This is a genomic window from Streptomyces actinomycinicus (genome assembly GCF_016741775.1).
GTDB classification, from domain to species: domain Bacteria; phylum Actinomycetota; class Actinomycetes; order Streptomycetales; family Streptomycetaceae; genus Streptomyces; species Streptomyces actinomycinicus.
The window spans coordinates 113256-127515 of the sequence record NZ_JAERRK010000018.1 but is presented as its reverse complement, the minus strand read 5'-3'; the positions used below and the strand labels follow the sequence as shown (position 1 = coordinate 127515).

Genomic DNA, 14260 nt, shown 5'->3' with positions numbered 1-14260 from the left:
AGGGGTATGCGTGTAAAGCCCACACAGCAAGTTGACCGGGCTGGCGTGTCTTGGATAGAGCACCTAGTTGTCACTGAACTGGGCTGGCTATTTCGGCAGCAGGAAACAGCCGATTTCGGGATCGACGCGCAGCTTGAAATCGTGGACTCCGAAACTTCTAAGGCAACAGGCAGACTTATCGGCGTACAGATCAAGTCCGGCCTCAGCTACTTCGGAAGACCTTCGGACGCCGGCTGGTGGTTCGGTTGTAGCGCCGAACATACCTCCTATTGGGTTGGGCATTCACTCCCAGTTGTCGTGATGCTTTATCATCCGACAGAAAAGATGGTTTACTGGCAGCACGTCAATGAGCAAACCGTTCAGTCGACAGGGAAACACGCGAAGATCCAAATTCCCCGTCTTCAAAGTCTTACGTCGCACTCTACGCAAGTACTTAGATCAGTTGCGCGTTCCGTATCGGAGGTGCCCGCCCTCGAAGACTGGGCCTTTGCGCCCCCCACAGGGGAGCCGCAACGCGCGGCCTACTTCGAACATTTGCTGTCTGCGCGATTGTGCGCGATGGTGCCAGGCGTCGTCGTGGATAAGAATCAATTTGATGGCCCCTGGGACTTGAATTTGTGGGTAATGGATGGCGCCCTGAGTGGCGAAATCGGCGTCCGGCTCGCCCTGCAGGGGTCGCCGTCCGGGGTGCAAAGAATCGCAACTGAATATCGGAGCAGCTTTTCGCCGCTTGTCATTTTTTATACGGGAACTCGGGCTATTGGGAAAGTTGCTCAGCGGTCTGGTGGCGACGGAACGCCTCCCGTGTATGTCGTCGCTTGGCGAGAAAATGGCGTAGGGAAAGCGTTGCAAGATGCGATCGTGGACGCTATCCAATGGGCAAAAAAGGGGTCAGTCTTTCGGGCTTAGAGATGGCCCTGCTAGTGCCACAGACCCAATTGGGTGACCTGCTGGCTGTCAGCCGCTATGACCGTCGGGGGAACGTTGCGGACCACTCCAGGGAATTCCCGGTCCGGCGCTATGTCTGGCTACCGCTGCCACCCGGTGGTCCCGTTACTTCCCCCCTTAATTGGGCAGGAGAGGGGCAGACGGCCACTTTCTGATGCCTCTCTGCGCTCTGGCAGCATGCGATGGTTGCGCTTGTCACACTTGGTGCAGCGTGACGCACACGAGACCGAGGGGCACGTGTAACGCAGGCAGGGGAGGAGACGTATGGGGAGAATCCGGATCAGTGGACGTAACGTCGTCGATTCCTTGGCGGAGCTGGTCGGCTTCAAGCTTGGGCTGACTGTGTCTGAGGAGGACTTGGTACAAGCGGCTATAGCCCAGGGGATCGTAGAGCTGTGGCCGGAAGACATGAATGCCATCTACAGCTATAGGTCGGAGGCGATGGAAGAACTTGCCCAAAGCCTCCTCGCAGCGTTCGGCGATGCTGATGCGGCTGACGCCCTGGCATCGCCCGCAGTCATGCCTCAGCTCGTTCGGGAGTTTCCAGATCTCCTGCAAGATCCCGGGGCCCTCGACTACACCCTTGAGCGCTTCCCGCAGTTGACGCCCCCGCCCGGATCCAACGTCATCGATCCGACTCCGCTAATCGATGAGGTTAGGCAACGGTGGGGTTCACGAGGTGTGATGATCGCAGCTCGCTTGCTGCTGCTGATCAATCGGAACGTCGTGGCAAACCCGTGGTCACGAGTACGGCGCAACGAGTACACCTCTCGCATCGAGCTTCGTGATCTTTTTGACTCCGAAGCGCTGCCCTTGCCGCTTGGCCTGTTCTTCGATCAGCGCTTCATAGACTTCTTGAACACCAACACCTCAGCCTTGGAGAAGATGCACTGGCGACAGTTCGAAGGGCTTGTCGCGGAGCGGTTGAGACGGGAAGGGCTCCGAGTGGAGCTCGGCCCAGGCCGTGGGGACGAAGGCGTCGATGTGCGGGCCTGGGATCCGGAGGCCGGTGAAAGCGACCCAGCCGTGATGCTGGTGCAGTGCAAACGCACACGGGGCAAGGTGGACCGTGTCGTGGTGAAAGCCCTCGCTACGGACGTCATGTTTGAAGGCGCCCGTCAGGGCATGGTGGCCACTACCTCGTCGTGGTCTCCCGGCGCGCGTCACACGGTTGAGGCGCGTGGGTATCCAATAGAGGAGACGAATCGCGACACACTGGTCGCCTGGCTGACGGAGATGCGCACACCCGGCTCGGGCACGTGGCTGCCCGGATCAGGGTCCTCGCGGTAGGACTGCACGACGGCCCGAAACCGCGGGGACTTGGCGCGCTATAGCGAACATTCACGACTTCGCCCCCACGTACCCCAGCTCTCATCCCGTCCGCCGTCGACCCACACACCGTGGAGCGGGCGTGGTTCATGGCGTCCAGGTGGAGCGCGCCACTGTACGAACGACCTGGACGCCATGGGCCGCGTCTGCTCGGCTTTGCCTGGGTCGATGGCGGACGGGATGAGAGCTCCCCGCGCACGCCACATCGGACTTGCAGTCGGCGACGGCCCCTCCTCCATCCCGGTGCCGGCCGATCCCCCGCCGGAGGCATTGTTCTGACCGGGACCGCGATGTGCGGTGATCGACTCATGGTTACCGGCTCTATCCACACGTGGGCGCGCGTCGGCGCAGCGCGGGCGGAGCGGGCCGGAGGCAGGAGCGGCGCCCGCAGCGGAGCCGGGAAGCGCGCCCGGCGGAGCGGAGCGGAGCCGGGTGCCTTGAACCCGTGAAGAAGGTTGTTACTCAGGTGGCCTCTGGCGCGTGTCGGCGGCTCCTAAGCAAGTAGGCACTGCTGCAGAGGACTTGCCGTCGTTACGACTGGACCACGAGATTTGTGCATCTGCTCGCCGTACCAACGCTTCAGAGCTACATTCACCTGGTGCTTCTCAGGTTCAAGGAGCGGGCTGTGGCTCGCGCGCAACGTAGACTCGCACCGTTCATGGAGCCCGGCGAGATCGTTCTGGAGGTCGACATCTGCCAAGGCGGCTCCGATCTATTCCAGATCCTGAGCGGCCGTGGCCCGCGAGTTCATGTCGCTCTCTCCGACAGGGCGCTGTACCTCATCCAGCGCGGTGGCGGCACTGACCGGCTCCCGGTCAGAGAGATATCAGACGTGGACTTCAAGGAACGTCCTGACCCCGCTGATCTCGTCGCCAGCGCGGTGTATGCCGCTGATCGACTGGCGCGGCTGGTCAAGATCCGTCTCTGGGACGGTACGACAGTTGCCCTTATGCCGGTGGGGCGAAACGCGGTGGCGCTGTTCGGGCCTGCGCTTAAAGCACGTGTGCCGGACCGAACCGTGGCGGAGCACCGGATCGAGTTCGGAGACGGGCGTGGCGTTAGGGTGCTCCAGCAACGCGGCAGACCTGGCAGCGTCGGTTATGACTGGGACTTTGTCCCGGATGACGGTGTGGATGTAGACAAGGAGCCGCTAAGCGCGTTGTTCAACCAAAGGATGCGCGAGCTGATGCGCAAGGCTGGCGATCCTAATGCAGACACGCCTCAGCCGTAACCAGCCGAGTGAGCGTGCCGTCTCAGCGGCTTAGGTGGCGGCGGCGATGTGCCACAGTGGGGCTGTGTATCGCTCCGGTCGGCTGTTGATGAGCAGTTGGCGCAGGTCATCGCGTTGTGAGCCGTCGAGGTTCAAGACCTCGGTGAGGTGGCGGAACGTCGTGTGAGTGACTCCGTGGCTTCGGGCCTCTGCCTCGAACCGGGAGAGTTGGCGTGAGACCGATTCGGGGTCGAGCCTCGTCGGCTGTTGCTCCTTGAGCCAAAGGGCCTTGTTGCGCTCGTAGTCGATCTCCGAGGAGCCGCAGATCTCGCGGCTCAGTTCCTCCACCTGGTCCAGGGTGTTGGTTGCCATGACCGCGCGGGCCAATTCATTGCGGCTCAGGGCGTCGTCCAGGTCGATTTCGTGGACCGTGGGGCCCTCGTCCGTGAGGGGGATGGGGAGGCCAGCGTCTCGGACTTCGCAGATGCCTCGGACTCCTCTTGAAGTTGCGGCGAGCATCCCGGTTGCCTCAGAGGGATGCCATTCCAGGACCGAGCTGATCGGGTCCGTGTTCTCCGCGGTGAACTTGTGGACGAGCGGGCCGAACAGGCTGCGTATGTCGTCGACGGGGACTTCGCCGTCCAGGCCGGGGCCGGCGACCAGTAGCCGAATGGGAGCGTCTACCTGGCAGCACGCTGCCAGCGTCAGAGCGTCGGCAAGAGGGCTCTTGAGCGTCGGCTCGTCGCCTCGCGCGAGGATGTCGCCGCCCACGTCCAGCAGGTCGATCGTGGTCGGCTTGAAGTGGCCGATCAGTTCCTCCAGTTGGCGGGTGATGCCCTCGGCTCCGTGGCGGGGGTCGATCAGAGCGAAGATGTGCGGGAGCTCTGCCGCGAGTCGGGGGAGGGTGGATCCCGCCGGCGCGATCGGGCGCGCGTTGGCCGGTACCGACCAGACTGCGGGCGTGACGGGTTCGAGGCCCGTGAAGTTGTTGGGGCCTCGTGGGCCCGGTACTGGATCGATCAGCAAGCGGTCCCACGCGTACGTGAGGATCACTGCATGGTCGGGCTCGTCGCCGTACAGAGCGGCGTCAAGCATTGCGGCGGCGACTGCGTCGCCCCCTCCTCCTGCTGCGACGATCAACCGCGTCATGCGCCCCACATTACGGGTTCGCCCCCTAGCCACTCACCCTATAGTGGCTAGAGGCCATAGCCACTTGAACGAGGAGGGGACATGCCTCAGATCGAGGAGGCGCAGCCGAAGTATCTCCAGATCGCTCACTTCATCCGCGATCAGATCCTTCGGGGCGACCTGCGGCCGGGGGATGAGGTCCCCTCGGAACGGCAACTCGCGGCCACTTGGAAGGTGTCCCGGCCGACGGCCGCGCGGTCCCTGGAAGCGTTGAGCCATCAGGGGCTCGTCGAGAAGCGGCAGGGGTCGGGTACGTACGTGCGCAGCCTCGAAGTCAATCGTCGGGCACGGGAGTTGTACGGCCGGGCGCGGCAGACCGGGAAGATTTACACCTCGGGCGAGTATGCGGTGATCACCTCGGCCGGTTGGCTGGAGGCTCCGGATCACGTCGCTGAGGCGCTGGGGCTGGTGAAGGATCGTCGGGCCGTGCACCGCCGGCGCGTGACCAACAACCAGGACGGGCCCATCACTCTGTCCACTTCGTGGTTCGCGCCGGACGTCGGGCAGCGGGCGCCCAAGCTCCTGGAGCCTGAGCGGATCCAGGAAGGTACCTTGATGTACGTCGAGAACATGACGGGACGGCAAGGGAGTTACGCCGAGGACCGCATGTGCGCTCGAGAGGCGACGGACGAAGAGTCGCAAGACCTCCAACTGGAGTCAGGGTCGGCCGTCTTGATTGTGCACCATGTGGTGTTCGACCTCCAGGACCGGCCGTTGGAGTTCGCCGAGGCCACCTACCCGCCGCACCGCTGGGCGTTCGAGCAGGGCTACCCCCTCACCTGACGGCTGCCGGTTCGCCATTTCGGCGAACCGCTTGCATCCCACAGGTGGCTAATGCCACTATCCAGTAAGTGGCTAAGGCCACTTCATGAAAGGGGCACGGCGTGACGAGTCGGCGGCCGGATCAGGGCGCGCACTTACCTTGCCGGGGATGTCGTGGGCGCGGCTGGAAGCGAGTCGGCTCCCGTACGGACCTGGCACTCTCCACCGTCAATGACCGTGTCCGTCCCATATCGAAACGGCGCTGCCTCGACTGCGACGGCAGCGGCAGGGAGTGAACGCGGATGGGCTACACGATCGACCGCTATCCCTCTGCGGACTCACCGCGGCTCGGTGCGATGACCTTGCACCCCGTTGCGGAGTCCGTACCCCGGGCCCGGCGCTGGTTCCGGAAGTTCATCGCTCCGTACAACCCGGCCTGCTCGGTCGACGACTGCGTGCTGATGCTCTCCGAGCTGGTGACCAACGCCGTCGTCTACGGCCGGTCGGACGACCCGTGGATCGTCCGGGTCGAGTGGTTCCGTGAAGGGGCCTCGCTCCGCGTCGACGTGCACAATCCGGGGTATCCGGCGAACGTGCGACTGCGGCGTCCCGAGGCGAATGACGCACACGGGCGTGGGTTGCTGCTCGTCGACTCCGTCGCGGAGTCCTGGCGGTGCGGGCCCAGCCGTTTCGGCGGCACGGTCGTCTCCTTCGTGATGGCCGATGCCTGGCCTGACTGAAGCGGACTTGGTGCCGTGGTATTGCGTAATTGGATTTATCGCTAGTCTGGTTGACCAGTTGACTTGGCCAATCTCGACGGGCGGCATTCATGGCGTATGAAGTGGAGGCACCTAAGTACGTCCGCCTCGCCCAGACGATCCAACGCCGCATCGAGGATGGCACGTACGCGCCAGGCACTCGGGTGCCCAGCGAGAATCAGTTGGTCCAGGCGTTTGGGATGTCCCGGCCTACCGTGGTCCGCGCTCTGGAGCTGCTGAAGCGGGACGGCTGGCTGGAGTCCCGGCAGGGTTTCGGCACGATCGTGCGTGGTCGGCCGGCCGTCGTCGAGCAGAAGAACCGGCGTGGGCGGGAAGCGCTGGAGCGCGATGAGTCGCGGACTCCGGGGCGGCTGGCCGCGGTGGATCGCGTGCCCGTTCCGGCGCGTGTCGCCTCGGTGCTCGGGCTGCCGAAGCGAGCTGAAGTCCTGATGCGCCGGTTCCTGGTCGAGGAGGAGGGGGAGGCGGTCGAGCTCGTTTCGTCGTACTTCCCTGTCGGCCTGGTCGACGGCACCGAGCTCGGGAGCTCCGAGCCCTTGAGTGCCGGGGTCCGGGAGCACTTGGAGGGGCGGAAGAAGGTCCGCTTCGACCATGTGACGGAGCGGGTCTCTGCCCGTTTGCCCGATGTCGGCGAAGCTGAGCTTCTGGGTCTGGCCGACGGGGTTCCTGTGCTCAGCGTCCTGGTCATCGCCTTCGATGCATCGGGCCAGGCACTACAGGTTTCCGACGTGCTGCTTCCTGCCGATGGGCAGGAGCTTGAAGACACGTACCGCTTGAACTGAGCCCAGAACAAGGGCTGTTGACGCTTGATCGCACTTGACAAGTCAACCTGGCAACTCTAACTTCGAACTTGCTAAGTCAACCTGTCAGGTGACGGGTTGATCGATCTCAGAAGGAGAACTCTCCGTGCGTGTGATCCGTATCGACACCTCGTCCGCCACGATCCTGCTCACCGAGGCGCCGGCACCGAAGGTGCGTGACCGGCAGACCGGTGAGATCGCCAAGGACACCGTGAGCGGCGAGGTCCTGATGACCGTGGGCGTCGTCTACATCGACGAGGGCGAATCGGCCCTGATCCAGGTCACCATTCCCGAAAGCGGGGTGGCGGACGGGCTGACCGTCGGCGCTCCGATCGCGCTGCCGGGCCTTGTGGCCCGCCCCTGGCAGAGCGTGTTCAACGGCCAGCAGCGCCACGGCATCGCCTACCGGGCCACGGCCGTCATGCCGGGGGCCTTCTCGATGGCTGAGGCGGGCTGATCGCGTGACGGACCTGGTGACGGTGGCCGAGCTCGGCGGGTCGCTCGCTGCGATAGGCGGCGCGGCCTACCTTCGGCACACTCACCCCGCTGCGTACTGGTCCACGGTCGGGCTGCCCGTCTCGGTGGCCCGGCTGCTGGGCTCGTACTCCTCGACCATGGACGCCTGCGGGCTGGCCGTTGCTCCTCCCCGCTGGCGGGCCCTGACCATCCGGGCGACCACCCGACGGGAGGTCCCGCCGGTACCGCCCCGCCGGGGCATCATCCGGCCCACCTCGACCGGTCTGCGTATGCGGCTCCGGCTCGCCCCGGGCCAGGAGCCGGCGGACGTGGCGGCCTCGGCCGAACGCCTCCGGCACGCCTGGGGCGTCCACGCTGTGTACGTACGGGACATCAAGCCCGGAGTCGTCGAACTGCGGCTCGTCGGCTTCGACGTCCTGCGCAAAGTGCGGATGCCGCGACGGACCGGGACCGAGGGCGATCTCTTACGGGTGCCGGTGGCGCTGCGGGAGGACGCGACCGCGTTCGTCCGTGACTACCGGGCCGTGCCGCACGAACTCGTCCTCGGCGCAACGCTGTCGGGCAAGTCCATGTACCTGCGCAACCTGATCGCTGGCCTGGCGGCTCAGCCCGTCGTCCTGGTCGGCATCGACTGCAAGCGTGGCGTCGAACTCTCGCCGTTCGCCGCCCGGCTCTCCGCCCTGGCGACCGACCCCGAGCAGGCGGCCGAACTGCTGCCGGTGCTCGTGAAGGAAATGGAGGACCGATACGACCTGATCAAGGCCCGACAAGGCATCGCCCCTGGCACCCCCGACGAACTGATCACCTCCGACATCTGGGGTCTGCCGGACGACGAACGACCTTCGCCCATCGTGCTGTTCGTCGACGAGGTGGCGGAACTCTTCCTCGTCGCGACGCGCAAGGAGGAGGAACGGCGGGACGAGATGGTCACCCAGCTCATCCGGCTCGCCCAGCTCGGCCGCGCGGCCGGCATCTATCTGGAGGTCTGCGGGCAGCGCTTCGGCGCCGAGCTGGGCAAGGGCGCCACCATGCTCCGCGCGCAGCTCACCGGCCGCGTCTCCCACCGCGTCAACGACGAAGCCTCCGCGAAGATGGCGCTCGGCGACATCGCCCCGGAAGCCGTGTACGCAGCCTGCTCCATCCCCGCGGATCGTCCGGGTCTCGCCGTCGCCGGCGACACCTCCGGCGGCTGGTCCCGCATCCGCACCCCGTACATCTCGCTCGCCGACGCCGCGGCCACCTGCCGCGACACGGCTCACCTCGCCCCCGACGTACCGGCGCTCTCTCCTTTCCGGCCCTACGTCCCGCCCGCGCCGACCGTGAAGCCTGCCGGACCGGTAAGCCACCCCCGGCCGGTCACCGAGTAATCCCACTCACCCCTGGCTCGACGCGCCATCGCGCCAAGTCCCTACCCCGCCATGCCCGAAAGGAGGAGAGCACCCACCATGTGCCCCGACTGCGAGGACTTCGCCCGAACCGTCGTCCTGCTGGGACAACTCGCCCTGTACGCAGGCACGTCGGACGCCGACGGAACCTTCGTCGACGCCGTGGGCGTGTCTCTGGCCGCGTCCCTCCCGGAGCCGCCGCCCGGCATCTTCCCGCCCGGGTACGACCCCGAGGACGGCCCCGACTACCCCGGCGAGCTGGACTGATGTCCCGCCCCGCCTTCCGCCCGGACGCGGTCCTGGTCCAGGCCGTCATCGCCGGGGCCCTGTCCTTCGCCCACCTGCACGACCTCGCCGCCGCTGCCGGGCAGAGCGGATGGAAGGCCTGGGCCTATCCGGTCTCGGTCGACCTGCTTCTCGTCGCCGCCTGGCACCGGCTCCGCACCGGCGGATCGAAAGCCGCCGCGTGGTGCTGGTTCCTCGTCGCCCTGACTGCCTCGCTCGGGGCCAACGTCGCGACCGCCGGCCTCCTCGACTTGGGGGACGTACCCGCCTGGCTGCGGATCCTCGTCGCCGGATGGCCCGCGGTCGCCTTCCTCGGCGGAACCCTGCTCGCCCATCGCGGCCCTACGACGACACCGGACCCGGAACCGGATACGACGCCAACCCCGCCCGACCTGGAAGAGCCGGCCGCCTCAATCCCTGAACTACCCGCTGCCGCACCCCTCCCTTCTACGGTGCCGCCCGCCCTCGTCGCCCTGGCCCGCAAGGTCGCCGACGAACACCACACCCGGACCGGGACGGCCATCGACACCACAACCCTGCGCGCCCGCCTCGGCGTCCCACTGCCGCTCGCCGAAGCCATCGCCGCCCAACTCGCTTGACCCGGAGGACATCCCACCTTGCGCCCGTCCACGCTCCGCGCGCTGAACCGCGCCGCCGAGCTGACCCGACAGAACCGCCTCACCGAAGCCATGTTGATCGCCGAGCCGGTCATCCTCACCGCCGACAGCTACGAGGGCGACGAGATCGTGAGCTGGCTCGCCGACCACGTCGCCGATTTCACCGGAGAGAACGAGACCGCAGAGACCGAGAAGGGAACCGACTGATGCCCGCCAACCCGCGCTTCCGCCGAGTCGTCCGCATCGGCCCCGTCCAGGTCGCCACGTACTACGACGGCCGCGGCCGCGAGAAGCACACCGCCGCCTGCACCGCTCCGCGCTGCGGCTTCTCCACCGACTACGACAGCCGCGCCGCCGCCGAACTCGCCGCCCGCACCCACCGCTGCGTCGCTCGCTGAGGGAGCTCCCGTGACCGTCTCGCTGCCGCTCGTCCTCGTCTTGGGCCTCATCGCCTGGGCCGCGATCAAGTTCCTCGGCGTCCGCGTCTGGGTCGCCGTCGTGATCGCGCTCTTCGGCTTCCTGCTCTCCCGGACCTTCCTCGCCCCGGCCATCGACTCCGGCACCCGCTCCGGCGTCGACGTCGTCAACGGCACCCACGACTGAAAAGGAGGTACCCCGTGTTCCGCCCCAGGCTGCCCGACGTCCCAACGCTGCCCGGCTCGAACGCCCTGAGCACTCACCACACCCACACCCCGGCGCCCTCCGCGGGCCACCACTCCCTCAGCCCCTACGTGGGCGCGGTCGCCGCGGTGGTCGTCGTCGGAGTCGTCCTGACCGCGCTCCTCGCGGCCGTCGCCGTCGCGGCCATCTCTGTGGCCATCGCCGCCGTAGTCCTGCGCTCCCTCGTCACCGGCGCCAACAAGCGCTGACCGGCCGCCGGGGCGGCAACAAGCCGCCAAGCATCCCGCCGCCCCGGGGCCGTCCCTCCCACCGCCGAAACAGCCGAAAGGAACCACCATCATCATCCGGCAGACTCCGCCCCCACTGGCGGAACTCTCCACGCTGGCCTCCATAGGCACCCTGCCCGAGCTGGCCCGCCAACTCTCCACCCTGGGCGGCTGCACCCGCCCCGTCCGCCTCGACGGCCACCGCACGGAATACGCGGTCGACACCGCGACCGGCGAGATCGGCCCCGCCCTGCACCACCTCGATTCCACCGCCCTCCCGTCCGGCAGCCTCCTGGTCCGCTGCAACAACCGACGCGCGACCCGCTGCCCGGCCTGCGCCGAGACCTACCGACGCGACACCTTCCACCTGATCACCGCCGGACTCCGCGGAGGCAAGGGCACCTCGGACCAGGTCGCCACACATCCGCGCGTCTTCGCCACCTTCACCGCCCCCGGCTTCGGCCCCGTCCACAACCGCCCCACAGTCGGTCGTGCCTGCCGCTGCGGCACCCACCACGACGACCAGGACCCGGCCCTGGGAACACCGCTCACACCCGACTCGTACGACTACGAAGCCGCTGTCCTCTGGAACTCACACGCCGGAGTCCTCTGGCGCCGCTTCTCGATCTACCTCCGCCGGGAAGTCGCCAAGCGCGCCGGCCTCACTCAGCGGGCTTTCCGCGACCACGCCCGTGTCTCCTTTGCCAAGGTCGCTGAGTACCAGAAGCGCGGCGCGGTCCACTTCCACGCGGTCATCCGCCTCGACGGACCGGAAGGCGCCGACACCCCGCCCCCGCCGTGGGCGTCCGCCGAACTACTGACCGACGCGATCCGCGCCGCAGCGACCGCCGCCCGCATCGACGGGCCGGACGTCGACGGCCGCCGGCACTCCTTCGTCTTCGGTCGGCAACTCGACGTCCGCCCGATCCGCTCCGCCGACTTCGACGGCGGCCAGGAGCTGACCGAGCGGGCCGTCGCGTCGTACATCGCGAAGTACGCCACCAAGGGCGCCGAGACCACGACCGGCACCCTCGACCGTCCGCTCAGGTTCCTTGCCGAGCTGGCCCAAGCCAAGCTCACCGATCACGCCCGCCGCCTGATCCGAACCGCCTGGACCCTCGGCGCCCGCAAAGACCTGGAACACCTCCGCTTACGAGCCTGGGCGCACATGCTCGGCTTCCGCGGCCACTTCTCCACCAAATCCCGCCGCTACTCCACCACCCTCGGCGCACTCCGCACTGCCCGCGCCGACTGGCGCCGAGCCCAAGCGTCCGCCGCGCTACCCGAGCGTGAGCCCGAGACGACGTACGTCCTCGCCCACTGGGCCTTCGCCGGAACTGGCCTCTCAGCCGCCGAAGCCTGGCTCGCAGCGTCCCTCGAACCCGCCCCCGGGACGGAAGGAGAACCGACATGGACCGTCGACGCGACGAGCTGATGACTGTGCACCAGGTGCTCGACGAACTGGGCGGCGTCTCGCGGCGCACCTTCTACCGGTGGCGCGAGCTGGGCCTCGGGCCGGCTGCTTTCAAGCTGCCCAACGGCGAGCTGCGCGTTTGGCGGAGCGACTTCACCACCTGGCTGCGGCAGCTGGAGGCAGCGGCGTGAAATCTCTCGACGTGAAGGTGTGGGGTGTTCGCAAGCGGAACACGAAGAAGTCGTCGTATGACGTCCGGTGGATCGTCGCCGGCAATGTGTTCTCCGAGCAGTTCCGGACCAAGGGGCTGGCGGACCACTACCGATCCAAACTGCTGCAGGCCACTCACGGCGGCGAAGGGTTCGACACGGTCACTGGCCTGCCTGACTCGATGGTCGAGAAGGCGGCCTCGATGAGCTGGTACGCCTTCGCTCTGCGATACCTCGCCATGAAATGGCCCCACGCGGCACCCAACACGCGCAGCGGGATCAACGAGTCGCTGACGGCGGTGACCATGGCTCTTCTGGACGACCGGCCGGGGCAGCCACCGGAAGAGCTGATCAGGAAGACGCTCCGCAACTGGGCGTTCGTCCTTCCCGGACCTGATGAGCGCGAGTTGCCCGACGACGTCGCGAACATCCTGAGCTGGGTGTCGAAAGCCTCGCGGCCCTTGGCTGACCTTGGTGATGCCGCCCTTGCAAGGGCGGTCCTGGACTCTCTGAGGCTGAAGCTCGACGGGACCGCCGCAGCCGCGGAAACCGTCCGTCGTAAGCGTCGCACGCTGGTCAACGCCCTGCACTACGCGGTGGACCTCGGGGAGTTCAAAGAGAACCCGTTGACTCAGATTCGCTGGAAGAAGCCGAAGGTCGCAGGTGAGGTCGACCCGCGCGTGGTCGCCAATCCGGAGCAGGCACGTGCGCTGCTGACGGCCGTGTCGTACGTCGGTGGGTACGGCCGGGCCCGTGGTCGTCGGCTCGTCGGTCTGTTCGCCTGCATGTACTACGGAGCCTTCCGGCCAGCCGAGGCCGTGGCCCTCACAGAGGCGGATCTGAAGCTGCCCGAACGCGGCTGGGGTACGGCGCTTCTGAACCGGACCCGACCCAGTGCCGGAAAGCAGTGGACGGACTCGGGCGAGACCCATGACGACCGGGGCCTAAAGAACCGTCCTGCGGAGGAGGTCCGGCTCGTTCCGATCCCGCCTCAGCTCGTCGTCATGCTCAAGCAGCATCTCGACACTTTCGGCGTTGCTGAGGACGGGCGGCTCTTCACGAACGAGCGCGGGGGAGTGGTCGGCTCGTCGACGTACTACCGCGTGTGGCAGGAGGCTCGGGCGTTGGCCCTTCCGCCGACCGCGGTCGCCTCGCCGCTCGCTGCGCGGCCGTACGACCTCCGGCACTCGACCCTGTCGACCTGGCTCAACTCTGGGGTGGACCCGACTGAGGTGGCCGAGCGTGCGGGAAACAGCGTTGAGGTCCTGCTGGGCCGCTATGCCAAGTGCATCGACGGACGCCAAGAGATCGCCAACCGGAAGATTGAAGACCTCTTGAACGAGTACGAGTGAGTCGGATCGCTCGGCGACCGGCCCCCAACCCTTACAGGTTTGGGGGCTTCGTCGTGTACTGGCCGCACATTCCAAGTCGCTGGTTGCTGGATGCACCTGCCGCGTCGATTCTCCTTTCGCCGGTGTACGAGCGCCTCAGGGGTCCCGTCCGGTTCGCCCTCTACGCACGGACGGGCAAAGTGCTGACCCTCGCTGTATGGGGGCTTCCGAGAAGTTGACGCGCCGGTTGGGCGGGGCACGGCTGCTGTGCCCGTACTGCGGTCTGCCTCAGGAGCGGGTGGCGACGCTCGAACACGACTGGGTGCTGTTGGAGCCGGACATGACTCCGCTCGCCCACGTGGTGCCGGCGGAGTACCGGTGGATCGAGACGTCCGACGGGCAGGTGGCGGTGTACGGCGTCTGTCCGCCCGACCCGTTCCAGCGGTGCCGCATCGAGCATCGCTTGGCCTGCCCAGAGCAACGCCTGCCGGACCTGTGGCCGTGGTTGACGAGCCTGCGGGGGGAGAACGCGCGGCAGGCCGAGCGGCTGAATGAGCCCGAGCCGCCCCGACCTTCCGAGGACTGGCCGGACGCAGGATGACGGGCATCAGCGGAAGAGCTGGGCTGGCCTGGGACGACGCT

The 14260-nt window shown here is 66.9% G+C and carries 19 protein-coding genes; 18 read left to right on the top strand and 1 reads right to left on the bottom strand.

Going from position 1 to position 14260, the window contains the following annotated elements; translation table 11 throughout:
* Window positions 1-45 precede the first annotated feature (45 nt).
* From JK359_RS28375 to JK359_RS28365, 3 genes are all read left to right on the top strand, one after another.
* Complete coding sequence (locus tag JK359_RS28375; protein ID WP_201841483.1) at window positions 46-909, top strand: DUF4365 domain-containing protein; 864 nt, start codon at window positions 46-48, stop codon at window positions 907-909.
* A 345-nt stretch (window positions 910-1254) separates the two neighbouring features.
* Window positions 1255-2238: a restriction endonuclease gene (locus JK359_RS28370; protein ID WP_201841481.1), complete on the top strand. Its 984-nt coding sequence runs from the start codon at window positions 1255-1257 to the stop codon at window positions 2236-2238.
* Between the two features lie 697 nt (window positions 2239-2935).
* On the top strand, window positions 2936-3508 hold the full coding sequence (locus tag JK359_RS28365) for a hypothetical protein (protein WP_201841479.1): 573 nt from the start codon (window positions 2936-2938) through the stop codon (window positions 3506-3508).
* A 30-nt stretch (window positions 3509-3538) separates the two neighbouring features.
* Here JK359_RS28365 and JK359_RS28360 read toward each other — a convergent pair whose 3' ends face one another.
* A complete protein-coding gene (locus JK359_RS28360) occupies window positions 3539-4636 on the bottom strand; it encodes a DUF1152 domain-containing protein (RefSeq protein ID WP_201841477.1) in 1098 nt (365 codons plus the stop codon).
* Window positions 4637-4717: 81 nt separating this feature from the next.
* Here JK359_RS28360 and JK359_RS28355 point away from each other — a divergent pair, with 81 nt between their 5' ends.
* The 15 genes from JK359_RS28355 (at window position 4718) to JK359_RS28285 (ending at window position 14219) form a co-directional block, all read left to right on the top strand.
* The gene (locus JK359_RS28355) at window positions 4718-5458 is read left to right on the top strand and encodes a GntR family transcriptional regulator (protein ID WP_201841475.1); all 741 of its coding nucleotides are present in this window, start codon (window positions 4718-4720) and stop codon (window positions 5456-5458) included.
* Window positions 5459-5739: 281 nt separating this feature from the next.
* Window positions 5740-6177: an ATP-binding protein gene (locus JK359_RS28350; protein WP_152889193.1), complete on the top strand. Its 438-nt coding sequence runs from the start codon at window positions 5740-5742 to the stop codon at window positions 6175-6177.
* Window positions 6178-6266: 89 nt separating this feature from the next.
* Window positions 6267-6995, top strand: a complete 729-nt coding sequence (locus JK359_RS28345; protein ID WP_201841472.1) for a GntR family transcriptional regulator — start codon at window positions 6267-6269, stop codon at window positions 6993-6995.
* Window positions 6996-7119: 124 nt separating this feature from the next.
* Entirely contained in the window at window positions 7120-7470 is a 351-nt protein-coding gene (locus tag JK359_RS28340; RefSeq protein ID WP_201841470.1) for an SCO3933 family regulatory protein, read from the top strand.
* Window positions 7471-7474: 4 nt separating this feature from the next.
* Window positions 7475-8857, top strand: a complete 1383-nt coding sequence (locus JK359_RS28335) for an FtsK/SpoIIIE domain-containing protein (protein WP_201841467.1) — start codon at window positions 7475-7477, stop codon at window positions 8855-8857.
* 78 nt (window positions 8858-8935) lie between these two features.
* Complete coding sequence (locus JK359_RS28330) at window positions 8936-9142, top strand: hypothetical protein (protein WP_201841464.1); 207 nt, start codon at window positions 8936-8938, stop codon at window positions 9140-9142.
* A complete protein-coding gene (locus tag JK359_RS28325; RefSeq protein ID WP_201841461.1) occupies window positions 9142-9759 on the top strand; it encodes a DUF2637 domain-containing protein in 618 nt (205 codons plus the stop codon). Before JK359_RS28330 ends, JK359_RS28325 begins: the two co-directional genes overlap by 1 nt.
* Before the next feature lie 18 nt (window positions 9760-9777).
* Window positions 9778-9984: a hypothetical protein gene (locus JK359_RS28320; protein ID WP_201841458.1), complete on the top strand. Its 207-nt coding sequence runs from the start codon at window positions 9778-9780 to the stop codon at window positions 9982-9984.
* Window positions 9984-10175 (top strand): mobile element transfer protein, encoded by a 192-nt coding sequence (locus JK359_RS28315; RefSeq protein WP_201841455.1) that lies wholly within the window; start codon window positions 9984-9986, stop codon window positions 10173-10175. The genes JK359_RS28320 and JK359_RS28315 overlap by 1 nt, the downstream gene beginning before the upstream one ends.
* Before the next feature lie 10 nt (window positions 10176-10185).
* Complete coding sequence (locus JK359_RS28310) at window positions 10186-10380, top strand: hypothetical protein (RefSeq protein WP_201841453.1); 195 nt, start codon at window positions 10186-10188, stop codon at window positions 10378-10380.
* A 14-nt stretch (window positions 10381-10394) separates the two neighbouring features.
* Window positions 10395-10646 carry a SpdD protein gene (locus tag JK359_RS28305; protein WP_201841450.1) on the top strand — a complete coding sequence of 84 codons (252 nt, stop codon included), beginning with the start codon at window positions 10395-10397 and terminating at the stop codon, window positions 10644-10646.
* Window positions 10647-10761: 115 nt separating this feature from the next.
* A complete protein-coding gene (locus JK359_RS28300; RefSeq protein ID WP_201841612.1) occupies window positions 10762-12099 on the top strand; it encodes a replication initiator in 1338 nt (445 codons plus the stop codon).
* On the top strand, window positions 12075-12269 hold the full coding sequence (locus JK359_RS28295; protein ID WP_201841447.1) for a helix-turn-helix transcriptional regulator: 195 nt from the start codon (window positions 12075-12077) through the stop codon (window positions 12267-12269). The genes JK359_RS28300 and JK359_RS28295 overlap by 25 nt, the downstream gene beginning before the upstream one ends.
* On the top strand, window positions 12266-13639 hold the full coding sequence (locus tag JK359_RS28290) for a tyrosine-type recombinase/integrase (protein ID WP_201841427.1): 1374 nt from the start codon (window positions 12266-12268) through the stop codon (window positions 13637-13639). Before JK359_RS28295 ends, JK359_RS28290 begins: the two co-directional genes overlap by 4 nt.
* Window positions 13640-13835: 196 nt before the next feature.
* Complete coding sequence (locus tag JK359_RS28285) at window positions 13836-14219, top strand: DUF6083 domain-containing protein (protein ID WP_201841424.1); 384 nt, start codon at window positions 13836-13838, stop codon at window positions 14217-14219.
* The last annotated feature ends 41 nt before the right edge of the window (window positions 14220-14260 follow it).